General features: G+C 76.5%; 11 protein-coding genes and 1 riboswitch. Of the genes, 6 read left to right on the top strand and 5 right to left on the bottom strand.

Annotated features, from left to right (window positions below):
- The first annotated feature begins 10 nt into the window (after nt 1–10).
- The gene (locus J4557_RS27175; RefSeq protein WP_208269581.1) at nt 11–1948 is read left to right on the top strand and encodes a HEAT repeat domain-containing protein; all 1938 of its coding nucleotides are present in this window, start codon (nt 11–13) and stop codon (nt 1946–1948) included.
- 49 nt (nt 1949–1997) lie between these two features.
- Here J4557_RS27175 and cobN read toward each other — a convergent pair whose 3' ends face one another.
- Nucleotides 1998–5573 (bottom strand): cobaltochelatase subunit CobN, encoded by a 3576-nt coding sequence (gene cobN / locus J4557_RS27180; protein ID WP_372442532.1) that lies wholly within the window; start codon nt 5571–5573, stop codon nt 1998–2000.
- A gap of 120 nt (nt 5574–5693) precedes the next feature.
- Nucleotides 5694–5811: riboswitch (cobalamin riboswitch) on the bottom strand.
- Between the two features lie 83 nt (nt 5812–5894).
- Between cobN and J4557_RS27185 the strand changes: the two genes are divergently transcribed.
- From J4557_RS27185 to cobJ, 4 genes are all read left to right on the top strand, one after another.
- Nucleotides 5895–6980 (top strand): hypothetical protein, encoded by a 1086-nt coding sequence (locus tag J4557_RS27185; protein WP_208269582.1) that lies wholly within the window; start codon nt 5895–5897, stop codon nt 6978–6980.
- 61 nt (nt 6981–7041) lie between these two features.
- Nucleotides 7042–8190, top strand: a complete 1149-nt coding sequence (locus tag J4557_RS27190) for a ferredoxin-like domain-containing protein (protein ID WP_208269583.1) — start codon at nt 7042–7044, stop codon at nt 8188–8190.
- Complete coding sequence (locus tag J4557_RS27195) at nt 8187–8807, top strand: precorrin-8X methylmutase (RefSeq protein ID WP_208269584.1); 621 nt, start codon at nt 8187–8189, stop codon at nt 8805–8807. Before J4557_RS27190 ends, J4557_RS27195 begins: the two co-directional genes overlap by 4 nt.
- Nucleotides 8807–10309 (top strand): precorrin-3B C(17)-methyltransferase, encoded by a 1503-nt coding sequence (gene cobJ, locus J4557_RS27200; RefSeq protein ID WP_208269585.1) that lies wholly within the window; start codon nt 8807–8809, stop codon nt 10307–10309. The genes J4557_RS27195 and cobJ overlap by 1 nt, the downstream gene beginning before the upstream one ends.
- Here cobJ and J4557_RS27205 read toward each other — a convergent pair.
- A complete protein-coding gene (locus J4557_RS27205; RefSeq protein WP_307800236.1) occupies nt 10297–11067 on the bottom strand; it encodes a cobalt-precorrin-6A reductase in 771 nt (256 codons plus the stop codon). The two genes, cobJ and J4557_RS27205, sit on opposite strands and share 13 nt — an antisense overlap.
- 17 nt (nt 11068–11084) lie before the next feature.
- Here J4557_RS27205 and J4557_RS27210 point away from each other — a divergent pair, with 17 nt between their 5' ends.
- Nucleotides 11085–12122, top strand: a complete 1038-nt coding sequence (locus J4557_RS27210; protein WP_208269586.1) for a cobalt-precorrin-5B (C(1))-methyltransferase — start codon at nt 11085–11087, stop codon at nt 12120–12122.
- A 22-nt stretch (nt 12123–12144) separates the two neighbouring features.
- On the opposite strand, the gene cobM is transcribed toward J4557_RS27210, so the two are convergent.
- Genes cobM through J4557_RS27225 form a run of 3 tightly spaced genes read right to left on the bottom strand, consistent with a single transcriptional unit; the run spans nt 12145 to nt 14541 of the window.
- Nucleotides 12145–12885, bottom strand: coding sequence for a precorrin-4 C(11)-methyltransferase (cobM, locus tag J4557_RS27215; RefSeq protein WP_208269587.1), 741 nt, complete (start codon nt 12883–12885; stop codon nt 12145–12147).
- The gene (gene cbiE, locus J4557_RS27220) at nt 12882–14138 is read right to left on the bottom strand and encodes a precorrin-6y C5,15-methyltransferase (decarboxylating) subunit CbiE (RefSeq protein ID WP_307800237.1); all 1257 of its coding nucleotides are present in this window, start codon (nt 14136–14138) and stop codon (nt 12882–12884) included. Before cbiE ends, cobM begins: the two co-directional genes overlap by 4 nt.
- Nucleotides 14131–14541: a pyridoxamine 5'-phosphate oxidase family protein gene (locus J4557_RS27225; RefSeq protein WP_208269588.1), complete on the bottom strand. Its 411-nt coding sequence runs from the start codon at nt 14539–14541 to the stop codon at nt 14131–14133. The genes cbiE and J4557_RS27225 overlap by 8 nt, the downstream gene beginning before the upstream one ends.
- Nucleotides 14542–14601: the final 60 nt, after the last annotated feature.

The raw sequence follows: 14601 nt of genomic DNA on the forward strand, positions 1-14601 counted from the left end.
TCTCCGTCTTGTGACACTCCTGCGGGGCCTGGACCGCGTCGACTGGTCCGCCCTGCGGCATGCCTACGGCTCCGCCGCGGACGTCCCCGGCCTGCTCCGCGCCATAGCGGACGAGCGCGATCCGTCCACCGACGCGGTCGGCGACCTGGACGTCAGGATCTACCACCAGGGCGGCTTCGTCTGCGACGCCGCCACCGCGGCCCTGCCGTACCTGGTGGAGCTGGTGTCGTCGCCGGACACCGCCGACCGGATCGGCCTGCTCGACCTGCTGGAACGGCTCGTCCACGAGGCGAACACGGTCACGGAGGTCGACCCGGGCTGGCCGGGCGCGTGGGCGGCCGCGCTGCCCGCCCTCCTGGCCCTGCTCGACGATCCCGCCGTGGACGTCCGCCGTGAAGTGACGAGCACGCTGTCGGCCGCCGTGAGCGACGCGGACGCGATCGTCCCGGAACTGCGCGCGAGATGGGACGGCGAGGACGACGCCGCGGTGCGGCTCGGGACCGTCCTCGCGGCGGGCGACCTGGCGTCCGGCTGCACCGCGCGCGTCCTGCCCGAGACGCTCCTCTGGCTCCGCGACCTGCGCGCCTCGGACGACGCGCAGCTCCGGCTCGCCGCCGACGCCGCGCTGTCGGCGGCGGTCGCAGCGCAGCGCCCGGACCCCGCCGCGGCCGCCGGGGCGCTGCGCGGGGACATCGCGGTCTGGCGGGACGTCCCGTGGGTCGGCGGGACGGGCCCCGACCTCGTCCCGTACTTCGGCGGCGGCGCGTCCCGGCTGCTCGGCTGGATCGCGGCGCGGATCAAGGACGACCCGTCCGCGCGCCTCGACCTGTGCGCGGCCTTCATCGGCGACGCCGACGCCGACCGCCGGATCGGCGCGGTGCGCGTCGCGGCGCAGCTGCTGACCGAGCTGCGGTCGCCGGTGGAGCGCCTGCTGCCCGGCCTGTCCGCCCTCTGCGCCGATGCGTCTCCTGCGGCGCGCTCCTACGCCGTCCTCCTGATCGCGGCGCTGGACGAGGGCGACCCCGGCCCGCTCGCCGCCCGGCTCGGCGACGGCGCGCCGCTGTCCCGGCACGGCGACGAGCGGATCTCCGACCTCGCCGCATGGGGCCTCGCCTGGCGCAGGGACCCGCGCTGCGTCCCCTACCTGGTGGAACGGCTCGCCGGGACACCGCCGCTCACCGACGCCTACTCGGGCTCGGTGTTCACCACCTCGCCGCCCTCCATCCTCTATTCGCTCGCCCCGCTGAGCGGGCACGCGGACGTCCTCCTTCCCGCGATCCGCGCGCGCATGGACGACCCGGACACCGGCCGCACCCTCGCCCGGGCGCTGGAGGAATGGGGAGAGGCCGCCGCGCCGGCCGTCCCCGAACTCGTCCGGCTGCTCGGCACCGGGGCGGCCGTCCAGGCGGCGGCGACGCTCGCCGCGATCGGCCCGGCCGCCTCCGGCGCCGCCGAGGCGCTGCGTCGCGGCGGCGGGCGGGAGCACGAGGCCCCCTTCGCGTGGACGCTGTTCAAGGTGACCGGCGACCCGGCGCCGCTGCTGAGCGTCGTGGACGCCCTTCCGCCCGACCGGGGCTGGGCCCGGCTGCTGGCCGGCCTCGGCGAGCGCGCCGCCGCCCACGCCGGGCGCCTCCGGCCGCTCATGGATTCCCGCGACGACTGGACGCGCGTGGAGGCGGCGCGTGCGTACCACGCCGTCACCGGCGACGCGGAGACCGCGTCCCAGCCGCTGTGCCGGGAGATCTACGACCTGGCGCGGGGCGAGTACCTGCCGGTGCGGTGGGCGGCCATGCGGCACCTCGCCGCCATGGGCTCGGCACCGTCGACCCTGGGGTGGGCCCTGCGCGCCATCGCCGATTCCGACCGGCGCCAATGCTGCAACAGCGGCTGGCGGGCCTTCGCCGAGGACCGCGAGCTGCGGACCCTCGCCGCGCGCCTCCTCGGTTGACCCCGGCCGGACTCCGACGGCGGCGGCACGGGATCCGGGCCGCCGCCGCTCAGCCGGAATCCTCCAGGTCGCCTTCGACCTCCAGGTAGAGGCGCTTCAGGGCGTCCAGGGTGTCCTGTTCCGGGTGCTCCCACATGCCCCGGTCGGCGGCTTCGAGGAGCCGCTCGGTGATGCCGTGCAGCGCCCACGGGTTCGACTCGTTGAAGAACGCCCGGTTCTCGGCGTCCAGCGCGTACGTCCGCGCGAGCTTCTCGTACATCCAGTCGGCGACGACTCCGGCGGTCGCGTCGTAGCCGAACAGGTAGTCGACCGTCGCCGCCAGCTCGAACGCGCCCTTGTAGCCGTGCCGCCGCATCGCCGCGAGCCAGCGCGGGTTGACGACGCGGGCGCGGAACACGCGGGACGTCTCCTCGTCCAGCGTGCGGGTGCGGACGGCGTCCGGGCGGGTGCTGTCGCCGATGTAGGCCCTCGGCGCCCGCCCGGTCAGAGCCCGCACCATCGCGATCATGCCGCCGTGGTACTGGAAGTAGTCGTCGGAGTCGGCGATGTCGTGCTCGCGGGTGTCGGTGTTCTTGGCCGCGACGCTGATCCGCCGGTAGGCGTTCTCCATGTCGCCGCGCGCCGGGACGCCGTCGAGGCCGCGCCCGTAGGCGTAGCCGCCCCACACCGCGTACACCTCGGCGAGGTCGGAGTCGTCGCGCCAGTTGCGGCTGTCGATCAGCGGCAGGAGGCCCGCCCCGTACGCGCCGGGCCGCGACCCGAACACCCGCAGCGTCGCCCGCCGCTCGTCACCGCCCTCGGCGAGGTCGGCCCGGACGTGCGCGCGGACGAAGTTCATCTCGTCGGGCTCGTCCAGGCCCGCCGCGAGCCGCACGGCGTCGTCCAGCATCGCGACGGCGTGCGGGAACGCGTCGCGGAAGAACCCGCTGATCCGGATCGTCACGTCGATGCGCGGGCGGCCCAGCTCGCCGAGCGGCACCGCCTCGAGGCCGGTGACGCGGCGGGACGCCTCGTCCCACACCGGCCGGACGCCGAGCAGCGCCAGCACCTCGGCGATGTCGTCGCCGGACGTGCGCATCGCGCTGGTGCCCCACACCGACAGCCCGACCGACCGCGGCCACTCGCCGGTGTCCTCGCGGTACCGGTCCAGCAGCGAGTCCGCCATCGCGCGCCCGGTGTCGTAGGCGAGCCGGGACGGGACGGCCTTCGGGTCGACGGAGTAGAAGTTCCGGCCGGTCGGCAGCACGTTGACGAGGCCGCGCAGCGGGGACCCGCTCGGCCCGGCCGGCACGTACCCGCCGTCGAGGGCGTGCAGCACCATGCCGATCTCGTCGCGGGTCCGCTCCAGCCGCGGGACGATCTCCGTCGCGGCGAACCGCAGGACGTCCGCGACCCGCCCGTCCGCGGCCCCGTCCGCGACCCCGTCCACGACCTCGGACGCGGCGTCCGGGTCCCAGCCGCGCTCCTCCATCGCGGCGACCAGCGCCCGCGCCCGCTCCTCCACGGCGTCGACCTCGCCGCGGGCCGCGCCGTCCTCCTTCAGGCCGAGCGCCTCGCGCAGGCCGGGCAGCGTCACCGACCCGCCCCACATCTGCCGCGCCCGCAGCATCGCCAGGACGAGGTCGACGCGGGCCTCCCCGGCCGGAGCGGCACCGAGGACGTGCAGGCCGTCGCGGATCTGGACGTCCTTCACCTCGCACAGCCAGCCGTCCACGTGCAGCAGGAAGTCGTCGAACTCGGCGTCGTGCGGCCGGTCGTCCAGGCCGAGGTCGTGGTCGAGGCGGGCGGCCTGGATCAGCGTCCAGATCTGCGCCCGGATCGCGGGCAGCTTCGCCGGGTCCAGCGCGGCGATGTTCGCGTGCTCGTCGAGGAGCTGCTCCAGCCGCGCGATGTCGCCGTAGCTCTCCGCCCGCGCCATCGGCGGGATCAGGTGGTCGACGAGCGTGGCGTGCGCGCGCCGCTTGGCCTGCGTGCCCTCGCCCGGGTCGTTCACCAGGAACGGGTAGATCAGCGGCAGGTCGCCGACCGCCGCGTCCGGGCCGCAGGACGCCGACATCCCGGCGGACTTGCCGGGCAGCCACTCCAGGTTCCCGTGCTTGCCGACGTGGACGACGGCGTCCGCGCCGAACTCGTCCGCGACCCACCGGTACGCCGCCAGGTAGTGGTGGCTCGGCGGCAGGTCGGGGTCGTGGTAGATCGCGACGGGGTTCTCGCCGAACCCGCGCGGCGGCTGCACCATCACGACGACGTTCCCGGACCGCAGCGCGGCGAGGACGATCTCGCCGTCCGGGTCGCGCGAGTCGTCCACGAACAGCTCGCCCGGCGGCGGCCCCCAGTGCCGCTCGATGCCGTCGCGCAGGTCCTGCGGGAGCGTCGCGTACCAGGCCCGGTAGCGCGCCGCCGGGACGCGGACGGGGTTGCCGGTGAGCTGCGCCTCGGTCAGCCAGTCGGGGTCCTGGCCGCCCGCCGCGATGAGCGCGTGCATGAGCGCGTCGCCCTCGCCCGGCAGCGCGTCGCCGACGTCGTAGCCCCGCGCGCGCATCTCGGCGAGCAGCCTCACGAGGCTGGCCGGGGTGTCGAGCCCGACCGCGTTCCCGATCCGCGCGTGCTTGGTCGGGTACGCCGACAGCATCAGCGCGACCCGCTTGTCCTCTGCCGGGACGTGCCGCAGCCGCCCGTGCCGGACGGCGATCCCCGCGACCCGCGCGGCCCGTTCCGGGTCGGCGACGTAGACGCTGAGGCCGTCCTCGTCGGTCTCCTTGAACGAGAACGGCACCGTGATGATCCGGCCGTCGAACTCCGGAACGGCCACCTGCGTCGCGGTGTCCAGCGGGGACAGGCCGTCGTCGTTGGCCTCCCACGCCGCGCGCTCGCTGGTCAGGCAGAGGCCCTGCAGGATCGGGACGTCCAGTTCCGCGAGCGCGCCGACGTCCCACGCCTCGTCGTCGCCGCCCGCGCCCGCGAACGCAGGCTTCGTGCCGCCCGCCGCCAGCACGGTGACGACCAGCGCGTCCGCCCGTCCGAGCGTGTCCAGCAGCTCCTTCTCGGCGGTGCGCAGCGACGCGCAGAACACCGGGAGCGCCCGCCCGCCCTTCGCCTCGATCGCCTCGCACAGCGCCTCGACGAACGCGGTGTTCCCGGCGAGGTGGTGGGCGCGGTAGTACAGGACGCCGACGACCGGTCCCTCGTCCGACCCGTGCCCGCGCTCCAGCACGCCCCACGTCGGGGTGGGGGCCGGGGGAGCGAAGCCGAACCCGGTGAGCAGCACCGTGTCGGACAGGAAGGCGAACAGCTCGGCGAGGTTGCCGGGGCCGCCGTGCGCCAGGTAGGCGTGCGCCTCGGCGCTCACCCCGGCGGGGACGGTCGACAGCTCCATCAGCTCGGCGTCCGGCGCCTGCTCGCCGCTGAGCACCACCACCGGGCGCGGGCCCGCGAGCAGCGCGTCGAGGCCCTCCTCCCACGCGCGCCGTCCGCCCAGCAGCCGGACCACCACCAGGTCGGTGCCGTCCACCAGCGAGGGCAGGTCGCCGACGGAGGTGCGGGCGGGGTTGGCGAGCCGGAAGGCGGCGCCGCTGGCGCGCGCACTGAGCAGGTCGGTGTCCGAGGTGGACAGCAGCAGGATCACGCGGATCGCGTCCTCACCCGGGGTCCTCGCCCCGAATCGCAGGTCAAGACAGTCCCTCCGCTGGGGGCGGACCCCCAGACCCCCGGGCTTGCGCCGAAGAGGGGCGGAGTGGCGGCACGGAGTCTCCTGGCTCCCGGATCGGCGCTCGCCCCGGCCTTCCCGCTCGCGCGGTGGCCTTCGGTGGGGTCCGCTCCCCGGTGACAGTGGCGGGACCGCGCCGGATTCGCACCGGCTTCCTCCCTTGTCGCCGCCCACACCCTAACCCGATTCCCTCTGGCTCGGGGCGCCCAGGGGAGCCGGGCGCCGTGGGACGATCCTCCGATGGAGTGGGAGAGCGAGCCGGTCTCGTGGCGGGTCCGGCGCTGGGCGGCGCCCGCCGCGCTGGCGGTCCTGGTCGCCGCCGCCATCGTGGGGGTCGGGGCCTCGGTGGGCGGGGAGCCTCCGCGGGCGGCGGGGCGTTTCGAGTACCGGACGCCGCGCTTCATGCTCGGCCCGGGACGGCAGGGGCCGTGGCTGGAGGTGCGCACCACGCCCCGGACGGGCGCGCCCGGGCGGGTGGTCGATGCGGTGCGGCCACCGGCGGCCGCCGGTGCGGTGCAGGAGATCCTCGCGGGCCCGGACGGAGAATTCGTGGTCGCCGCCTCGCGGAGCGACCCGTGCGAGACGCGCCTCTTCCGGTTCCGGCTGACCGGTGGCGGCCACGTGACCGGGCTCGCGCCGGTGCGCGGCGGCACCATCCCCGCGCTGGTCGCGGGCCTCGCGATGAACCGCCGCGGCGACCGGCTCGCCTACGCGACCGCGCCGTGCGCGCCGGAGCCGCCGGACTCCCCGGCGCCCGCCGACCCGCCGCGCGCGGTGGCGCCCGCGAACCCGCCGCGCGCCGCGCTGACCGTGCTCGACACCGCGACGGGGAACCGCCGCACGTGGAGCGCGGCCGGGCCCTCGGTCGTCGGCGAGATCGTCTGGGCCCGCGACGGCCGGACGCTCGGCTACACCATCGGCGACGTCGTCCCCGGGGCCGTGCGGGACCCCGCCATCCTGAACGTCACCGTCCGCGCGACCGACACCCGCGGCGGCGGATCCGGGCTGCGCGAGGGACGGGTCCTGTTCCGCGCGCAGGGCGGCGTCTCGTCCGTCACCATGAGCCCGGACGCCCGTTCCGGCTACGGGATGATGCGCCGGCCGGACGCCACCGTCCTGTTCTCCTTCACCGAAGGGAGGCCGATGCACGTGACCCGCACGATCCCGCAGCAGCCGGGGGCGGTCCTCGGCGTCGCCCTCGTCTCCAGCGGGGAACCGCGTTATGCCTGCTTGAACGGCCTCGACGCGTTCGGCAGGGCCCTCGACGGGGCGGTCCTGACGACCTTCTCGGGGTTCGGGCACTGCGACTCGGCGATGGCCTACTGAGCCGGCCCGCGACCCGAGATCGCGTCGCCGGGGCCTCCGGAGCGGGCCTTAGGATCCTCGCGTGTCGACTTCGCGTTCGGGGCCGGACCGGTGTCCGGGGGCTCTGCGGGTGCACGCCGCCGCCGACGGGGGGCTGGCGCGCGTCCGGCTGCCCGGCGGCGCGCTGACCCGGCCGCAACTCGACGCCCTCGCCGCGGCCTCGAGCGACCTGGGCGACGGGTTCCTCGAACTGACGTCGCGGGCGAACGTGCAGATCAGGGGGCTCACGGACGGGGCGGAGAACGAGCTGGGCGAGCGGCTTCGCGAGGCCGGGCTGCTGCCGTCCGCCGCGCACGAGCGCGTCCGCAACATCCTCGGCAGCGTGCTGACCGGGCGCGACGGCTCCGGGCTGCTGGACGCCCGGCCCGTCGTGGCGGCGCTGGACGCGGGGCTCTGCGCCGACCCGGACCTCGCCGGCCTGCCCGGCCGGTTCCTGTTCGCGGTCGACGACGGGCGCGGCGACGTCATCGCGCTGCGCGCCGACGTCGGCCTGTACGCGGTGGCGCCGGACGCGTTCGCCCTGGTCCTCGCCGGGACGGACAGCGGCCTGAGGGCGCGCCCCGAGGACGCCGCCGCGCTCGCGCTGGACGCCGCGCGCGCGTTCCTGCGCGTCCGGACGAGCGAGTGGCGGCTCGCGGAACTCGGCCGCGGCCTCCCGCTGCCCGGCGGCGGGAGCGACCCCGTCCCGGTCCCGGCGGTCCCGTACCGGACGCCGCTCGGCGAGATCCCGCAGCGGGACGGGCGGACGGCGTTCTCCGGGCTGGTCCCGCTCGGCCGCCTCGACCCGGCCGGTCTGGGCGCCGCCGGGGAGATCATTGTCACTCCGTGGCGGGGCGTCGTCATTACCGGCATCGCGGACATGTCACACTTCCCTGGCCTGGTCACCGGACCCGGCTGGGCGGGGCTGACGTCCTGCGCGGGCCGTCCCGGCTGCGCGAAGTCGCTCACCGACGTGCGCGCGGACGCGGCGCGGGCCCGCCGGGCCGGCGGCGGCCTGCCGGTGCACTGGTCGGGCTGCGAGCGGCAGTGCGGGCGCCCCGCCGACCGGCACGTCGCGGTCGTGGCCGTCCCCGGCGGCTACGAGGTGCGGCTCGGCGACGAGGTCCGCGCCCGGTCCCACGACCTGACGGCGACGGCCGCGGCCGCCGCCACGACACGGAGGAGCGAGTGATCGACTACGTCCGCGACGGCGCGGAGATCTACCGGCGGTCGTTCGCGACCATCAGGGCGGAGGCGGACCTCGCGGGGCTGCCGGACGACGTCGCCCGGGTCGCCGTCCGCATGATCCACTCGTGCGGGATGACCGACCTGGTGCGCGACCTGGACCACGCGCCCGGCGTCGTCGCGGCGGCCCGTGGAGCGCTGCTGGCGGGCCGGCCGATCCTGTGCGACGCGCGGATGGTCGCGGCGGGCGTCACCCGCCGGCGGCTCCCCGCGGCCAACGACGTGGTCTGCACGCTCGGCGACCCCCGCGTGCCCGCGCTCGCCGCGGAACTCGGCACCACCCGCAGCGCCGCCGCGCTGGAGCTGTGGCGCGACCGCCTCGGCGGCTCCGTCGTCGCGATCGGCAACGCGCCGACCGCGCTGTTCCGGCTGCTGGAGATGGTCGCGGACGGCGCGCCCCGGCCCGCCGCCGTGCTCGGCATACCGGTCGGGTTCATCGGCGCCGCCGAGTCCAAGGACGCGCTCGCCGCGTCCGGCCTGCCGTACCTGGTCGTGCGCGGGCGGCGCGGCGGCAGCGCGATGACCGCCGCCGCGATCAACGCCATCGCCAGCGAGGAAGAGTGATGACCGGACACCTGTACGGGGTGGGCCTCGGCCCCGGCGACCCCGAGCTGATCACCGTGAAGGCGGCCCGGCTCGTCGGGAGCGCGGACGTGGTCGTGCACCACGCGGCGCGGCACGGGCGCAGCATCGCCCGCCGCATCGCCGCCCCCCACCTGCGCGAAGGGCAGATCGAGGAAGCGCTCATCTACCCGGTCACCACCGAGCGGACGAGCGACTACCGGGCCGTCCTGGAGGAGTTCTACGAGCGGTGCGCGGCGCGGCTCGCCGAGCATCTCGACGCCGGACGCGACGTCGTGGTGCTGTGCGAGGGGGACCCGTTCTTCTACGGCTCCTACATGCACCTGCACAAGCGGCTCTCCGGCCGGTACCCGACGACGGTGGTGCCGGGCGTGACGTCGGTGAGCGCCGCGTCCGCCGAGCTGGGGCGCCCGCTGGTGGAGCGCGACGAGGTGCTGACCGTCCTGCCGGGCACGCTGCCGCCCGCCGACCTGGCCCGCCGCCTCGCCGCCACCGACTCGGCCGCCGTGCTGAAGCTCGGCCGGACGTTCGGCGGCGTCCGCGCGGCCCTGGACGAGGCGGGCCGCCTGGACGACGCCTGGTACGTCGAGCGCGCCACCACCGACGGGCAGCGGGCGCTGCCGCTCGCGGAGGTCGATCCGGAGACCGTCCCGTACTTCTCCGTCGCGATCCTGCCGAGCCGCGTGCACGAGCGGACGCGCCGCGAGCTGCCGGAACCCGCCGCGCCAGGGGAGGGGCAGGGCGAGGTCGCGATCGTCGGGCTCGGCCCGGCGGGCCGCGAGTGGCTCACCCCCGAGGCGCAGGACGCCCTCGCCACCGCCGACGACCTCGTCGGCTACGCCCCCTACCTGGCGCGGGTGCCCGCGAACCCCCGGCAGGAGCGGCACGCGTCCGACAACCGGGTCGAGTCGGAGCGGGCCGAGTTCGCGCTCGCGCTGGCCGAGCGGGGACGCCGCGTGGCGGTGGTGTCGTCGGGCGACCCGGGCGTGTTCGCGATGGCCGCCGCCGTGCTGGAGGTCGCCGCCGAGGACCGCTGGAAGGACGTCCCGGTGCGGGTCCTGCCCGGGCTGACCGCCGCGAACGCCGTCGCGTCCCGGATCGGCGCGCCGCTCGGGCACGACTACTGCGTGCTGTCGCTGTCGGACCGGCTGAAGCCCTGGGACGTCATCGCGTCCCGCCTCGCCGCCGCGGCGGCCGCCGACCTGGTCATCGCGATCTACAACCCGGCGTCGAAGACCCGGAAGGAGCAGGTCGCGAGGGCCCGCGACGTGCTGCTGGAGCACCGCTCGCCGGACACGCCGGTCGTCATCGGGCGCGACGTCGGCGGCCCCGAGGAGAGCGTCCGGGTGGTCCGGCTCGCCGACCTCGACGCGGACGGCGTCGACATGCGCACGCTGCTGCTGGTGGGCTCGTCGCGGACGACGGTCGCCGAGCGCGGCGACGGCCGCACGACCGTGTTCACGCCGCGCCGCTACCCGTCATGAGCGAGCCGCTGCCGGGTGAGCCACGCGGTCGCCTCCTCGACCGTCGCGGCGATCGGGACGCCGTCCGGGGCGGGCGGCCGGTCGACCATGACCACCGGGATCCGCAGCGTCCGGGCCGCGGTGAGCTTGGCGGACGTCATCGCGCTGCCGCTGTCCTTGGTGACCAGCGCGTCGATCGCGTACCGGCGCATCAGCGCCAGCTCCTCGTCGACGGTGAACGGGCCGCGCGCGAGGACCGTCTCCATCCGCGGCGGCAGCGGCGGCTCCGGCGGGTCGACGGACCGGACGAGGAACCAGCGGCGCGCGTCGCCCGCGAACGCGGCGAGGTTCTTGCGGCCGGTGGTCAGGAAGACCCGCTCGCCGGGCAGGTCCGCGGCGGCGGCCTCCAGCGACGGGACGCGCCGCCAGTCGTCGCCGGGGCCCTCCGTCCAGCCGGGGCGGCGCAGCACCAGCAGCGGGACGCCGGTCCGCTCCGCCGCGAGCACGGCGGACTCGGTCATCAGCGCGGCGAACGGATGCGTCGCGTCGACGACCGCGCCGATCCCCTCGTCGCGCAGCCAGGCCGCGAGCCCGTCCGGGCCGCCGAACCCGCCGATGCGGGTGCGGCCCGGCGGCAGGTCGGGGTCGGCCGTCCGGCCCGCCAGCGAGCTGATCACGTCGTAGCGGGGATCGGCGGCGAGGCGCCCGGCCAGCCGCCGCGCCTCGCCGGTGCCGCCGAGCAGCAGCACGCGCCTGGTCCGTTCCACGGGCGGGGTCACGCCACCAGGGTACGGCCGTGAGCGATCTCCGTTACGGCTGGACCACCGGGGCGTGCGCGACGGCCGCGACGAAGGCGGCGCACGCCGCGCTGCTCACCGGCGAGTTCCCCGACCCGGTCCGGATCACGCTGCCGAAGGGGCAGGAGCCCGCGTTCGCGCTGGCCGTCGAGGAGCTCGGCGACGGGTTCGCGACGGCCGGGATCGTCAAGGACGCGGGCGACGACCCCGACGTCACGCACGGCGCGCTCGTCCGCTCGACCGTCCGGCCGGGCCCGCCCGGCGGCGGGGTGGTGTTCCGCGCGGGACCGGGCGTCGGCACCGTCACCCGCCCCGGCCTGCCGCTGGAGGTCGGCGAGCCGGCGATCAACCCGGTGCCGCGCCGGATGATGCGGGAGGTCCTCGGCGGCGCCGACGTCATCGTGGAGATCTCCGTCGACGGCGGCGAGGAGCTGGCGCGCCGCACGTGGAACCCGCGCCTCGGCATCCTCGGCGGGCTGTCGATCCTCGGCACGACCGGCGTCGTCGTCCCGTACTCGTGCTCGGCGTGGATCGACAGCATCCGGCGCGGCGTGGACGTCGCGCGGGCCATGGGACGCGAGCACGTCGCGGGCGCGACCGGCAGCACGTCCGAGAAGGTCGCCGCCGACCTGTACGGCCTCCCGGAGGACGCGCTGCTCGACATGGGCGACTTCGCCGGTGCCGTGCTGAAGTACCTGCGCCGCCACCCGGTGCCCAGGCTGACGATCGCGGGCGGCGTCGGCAAGCTCGCCAAGCTCGCCGCCGGTCACCTCGACCTGCACTCCAAGCGGTCCCAGGTCGACTTCGGGGTCCTGGCGTCCATGGTCGCCGATCCCGGGACCGCCGAGCGGGTGCGGGGCGCCAACACCGCGCTCGACGCGCTCCAGATCTGCATGCGGGCCGGCGTCCCGCTGGGCGACCTGGTGGCGGCCCGCGCCCGCGAGACCGCACTCGCCACCCTGCGCGGCGCGCCGGTGGCCGTCGACGTCGTCGTCATCGACCGCGCCGGCACGATCGTGGGGCGCGCCGGCCCCTGACCCCGCTCCGCGGTGAACGTGCTCAGCGGCAGCGGGCCGCGGAGTACAGGTGGCTGTCGGTGAAGCCCTCGGCGGCCAGGACGCGGCCGACGATGATCACCGCGGTCCGCTCGATGCCCGCCGCGCGGACCTTCGCCGCGATGTCGGCCAGCGTGCCCCGGACGATCACCTCGTCCGGGCGGGACGCGTAGGCGACCACGGCGACCGGGCAGTCCCCGCCGTAGTTCGGGACCAGCTCGTCCACGACCGGCCCGATCCGCTGGACGGCCAGATGCAGCACCATCGTCGCGCCGCTCCGGCCGAGCGTCGCGAGGTCCTCGCCCGGCGGCATCGGCGTCGCCCGCGCCGACGTGCGGGTCAGCACCACGGTCTGCGCCACCTCCGGGACGGTCAGCTCCCGGCCCAGCGAGGCCGCCGCCGCCGCGAACGCGGGCACGCCCGGCGTCACGTCGTACGGCACGCCCGCCGCGTCCAGCCGCCGCATCTGCTCGGCCATCGCGCTGAACACCGACGGGTCGCCCGAGTGCAGCCGCGCGACGTCCTGCCCGCGCCCGTGCGCCGCGACGAGCTCGGCGACGATGTCGTCCAGGACCATGGCCGCCGTGTTCACCAGGCGCGCGCCCTCCGGGCACCACCCCAGCACCTCCGGCGGGACGAGGCTCCCCGCGTACAGGCACACGGGCGACGCCGCGACGAGGTCGCGGCCGCGGACGGTCATCAGGTCGGCGGCGCCCGGCCCGGCACCGATGAAGTGCACGGTCACCGGTCGTCCCCCCGCGTCGCGGCCCACTGCGTCACCGGCATCATCGGCCGCCAGCCGGTGAACCCGCCGACCGCCCCGGCGCGGCCGATGTCGATCCTGGTCAGGTCGCCGCCGAGCCGCTCGCGCGCCTGCGTCACCACCCGCTCCGACTCGATCGTGACGGCGTTGACGACCAGCCGGCCGCCCGGCCGCAGCGCCTCCCAGCACGCGTCCACCATCCCCGGCGCGGTGACGCCGCCGCCGATGAACACCGCGTCCGGCGCGCCGAGGCCCGCCAGCGCGGCGGGCGCCTCGCCGACGACGACCCGGATCCCCGGCACGCCGAGGGCCCGCGCGTTCGCCTCGATCCGCGCGGCGCGCAGCGGCCGCTCCTCGATCGCGATCGCCCGGCACGAGCGGTGCGCGCGCATCCACTCGATCCCGATGCTCCCGGCGCCCGCCCCGACGTCCCACAGCAGCTCGCCCGGCACCGGCCCCAGCCGCGCCAGGGTGATCGCGCGGACCTCCCGCTTGGTGATCTGCCCGTCGTGGTCGTAGGAGTCGTCCGGCAGCCCCGGCACGACCGGCGTCCCGGGCCCCTCGCAGCGGATCGCGACGACGTTCAGCGCGCCCGGATCGTCCGGGACGGGGCCGACGCGCTCGTCCTCCGCGCCCAGCCGCTCCAGGACGGTCACCTCGCTGCCGCCGTACCCGCGCTCGTCCAGCAGCGCCTCGACCTCGGCGGGCGTGTCCGCGTCCGCGCTCAGCACCAGCACCCGCCGGCCCGGCGCCAGCACCCCGGCCAGCACCGGCAGCGGCCGCCCGACCGCGCTCACGACCTCGGTGTCCTCGACTGGCCAGCCGAGCCGCGCGCACGCCAGCGACAGCGACGACGCGTGCGGTACCACCCGCACCCGGTCCGCCCCGAGCAGCCGGACCAGCGTCGTCCCCACCCCGTAGAACATCGGGTCGCCGCTCGCGGCGACCGCGATCCGGCGGCCCCGGTGCGCCTCGAACAGCGTCGACAGGCCCGGCATCATCGGCGACGGCCACAGCGCCCGCTCGGCGTCCAGCGCCGGCAGCAGCCCGAGCTGCCGCGGCCCGCCCATGATCACTTCCGCCTTGCGGAACGCGTCCCGGGCGGGCTCGGTGAGGCCCTCCCAGCCGTCCGCGCCCATCCCGACGACCCAGACGTCCGGCGCCGCGGGCGCCTCCTCGGTCACGTCCTCCGGCAGGTCCGCCCGCAGGTCCGGCCGGGTGATCCCGTCAGACACTGCCGAGCACCCGCCCGACCGCGATCTCGATCACGACCCGCCGCGGGTTGGCGCGCGGCGGCTTGTACCGCTCGGCGTAGCGGCGCTCGGCGTCGGCGACGGCGGCGGCGTCCGTCCTGAGGACGGCCCGGCCCTCGACCGTGATCCAGTGCCGGCCGTCCACCTGGCTCACCGCGGCCGGGAGCCCCGCCGCGCCCGCGGCCCGCACGTGCCGCGCCTTCGCCGAGTCCGCCGAGGTGATCACGCGCACCAGCCCCGCTTCGGCGTCCAGCGTCGCGCCCACCGGCACGGCGTGCGGCGTGCCGTCCGGCCGGACGGTGACCAGCGTGCAGATCCGCCGCTCCCGCCAGAACTCCCGCACCCGCTCGTCGTCCAGGCTCAGCCGGTGTCGTGTCCCCTGCATCTCGTCCTCTCGTCCGGATGAGGAGCAGGATCCCAGAAACCGGCCGCGGTTCGCGCGCCG

The sequence above is a fragment of the Actinomadura nitritigenes genome, from assembly GCF_017573545.1.
GTDB lineage: Bacteria > Actinomycetota > Actinomycetes > Streptosporangiales > Streptosporangiaceae > Spirillospora > Spirillospora nitritigenes.

Coding starts and splice junctions, on each gene's coding strand:
- cobJ (WP_208269585.1), top strand. CDS start 8,807: ATGACCGGACACCTGTACGGGGTGGGCCTCGGCCCCGGCGACCCCGAG.
- J4557_RS27225 (WP_208269588.1), bottom strand. CDS start 14,541: ATGCAGGGGACACGACACCGGCTGAGCCTGGACGACGAGCGGGTGCGG.
- J4557_RS27185 (WP_208269582.1), top strand. CDS start 5,895: ATGGAGTGGGAGAGCGAGCCGGTCTCGTGGCGGGTCCGGCGCTGGGCG.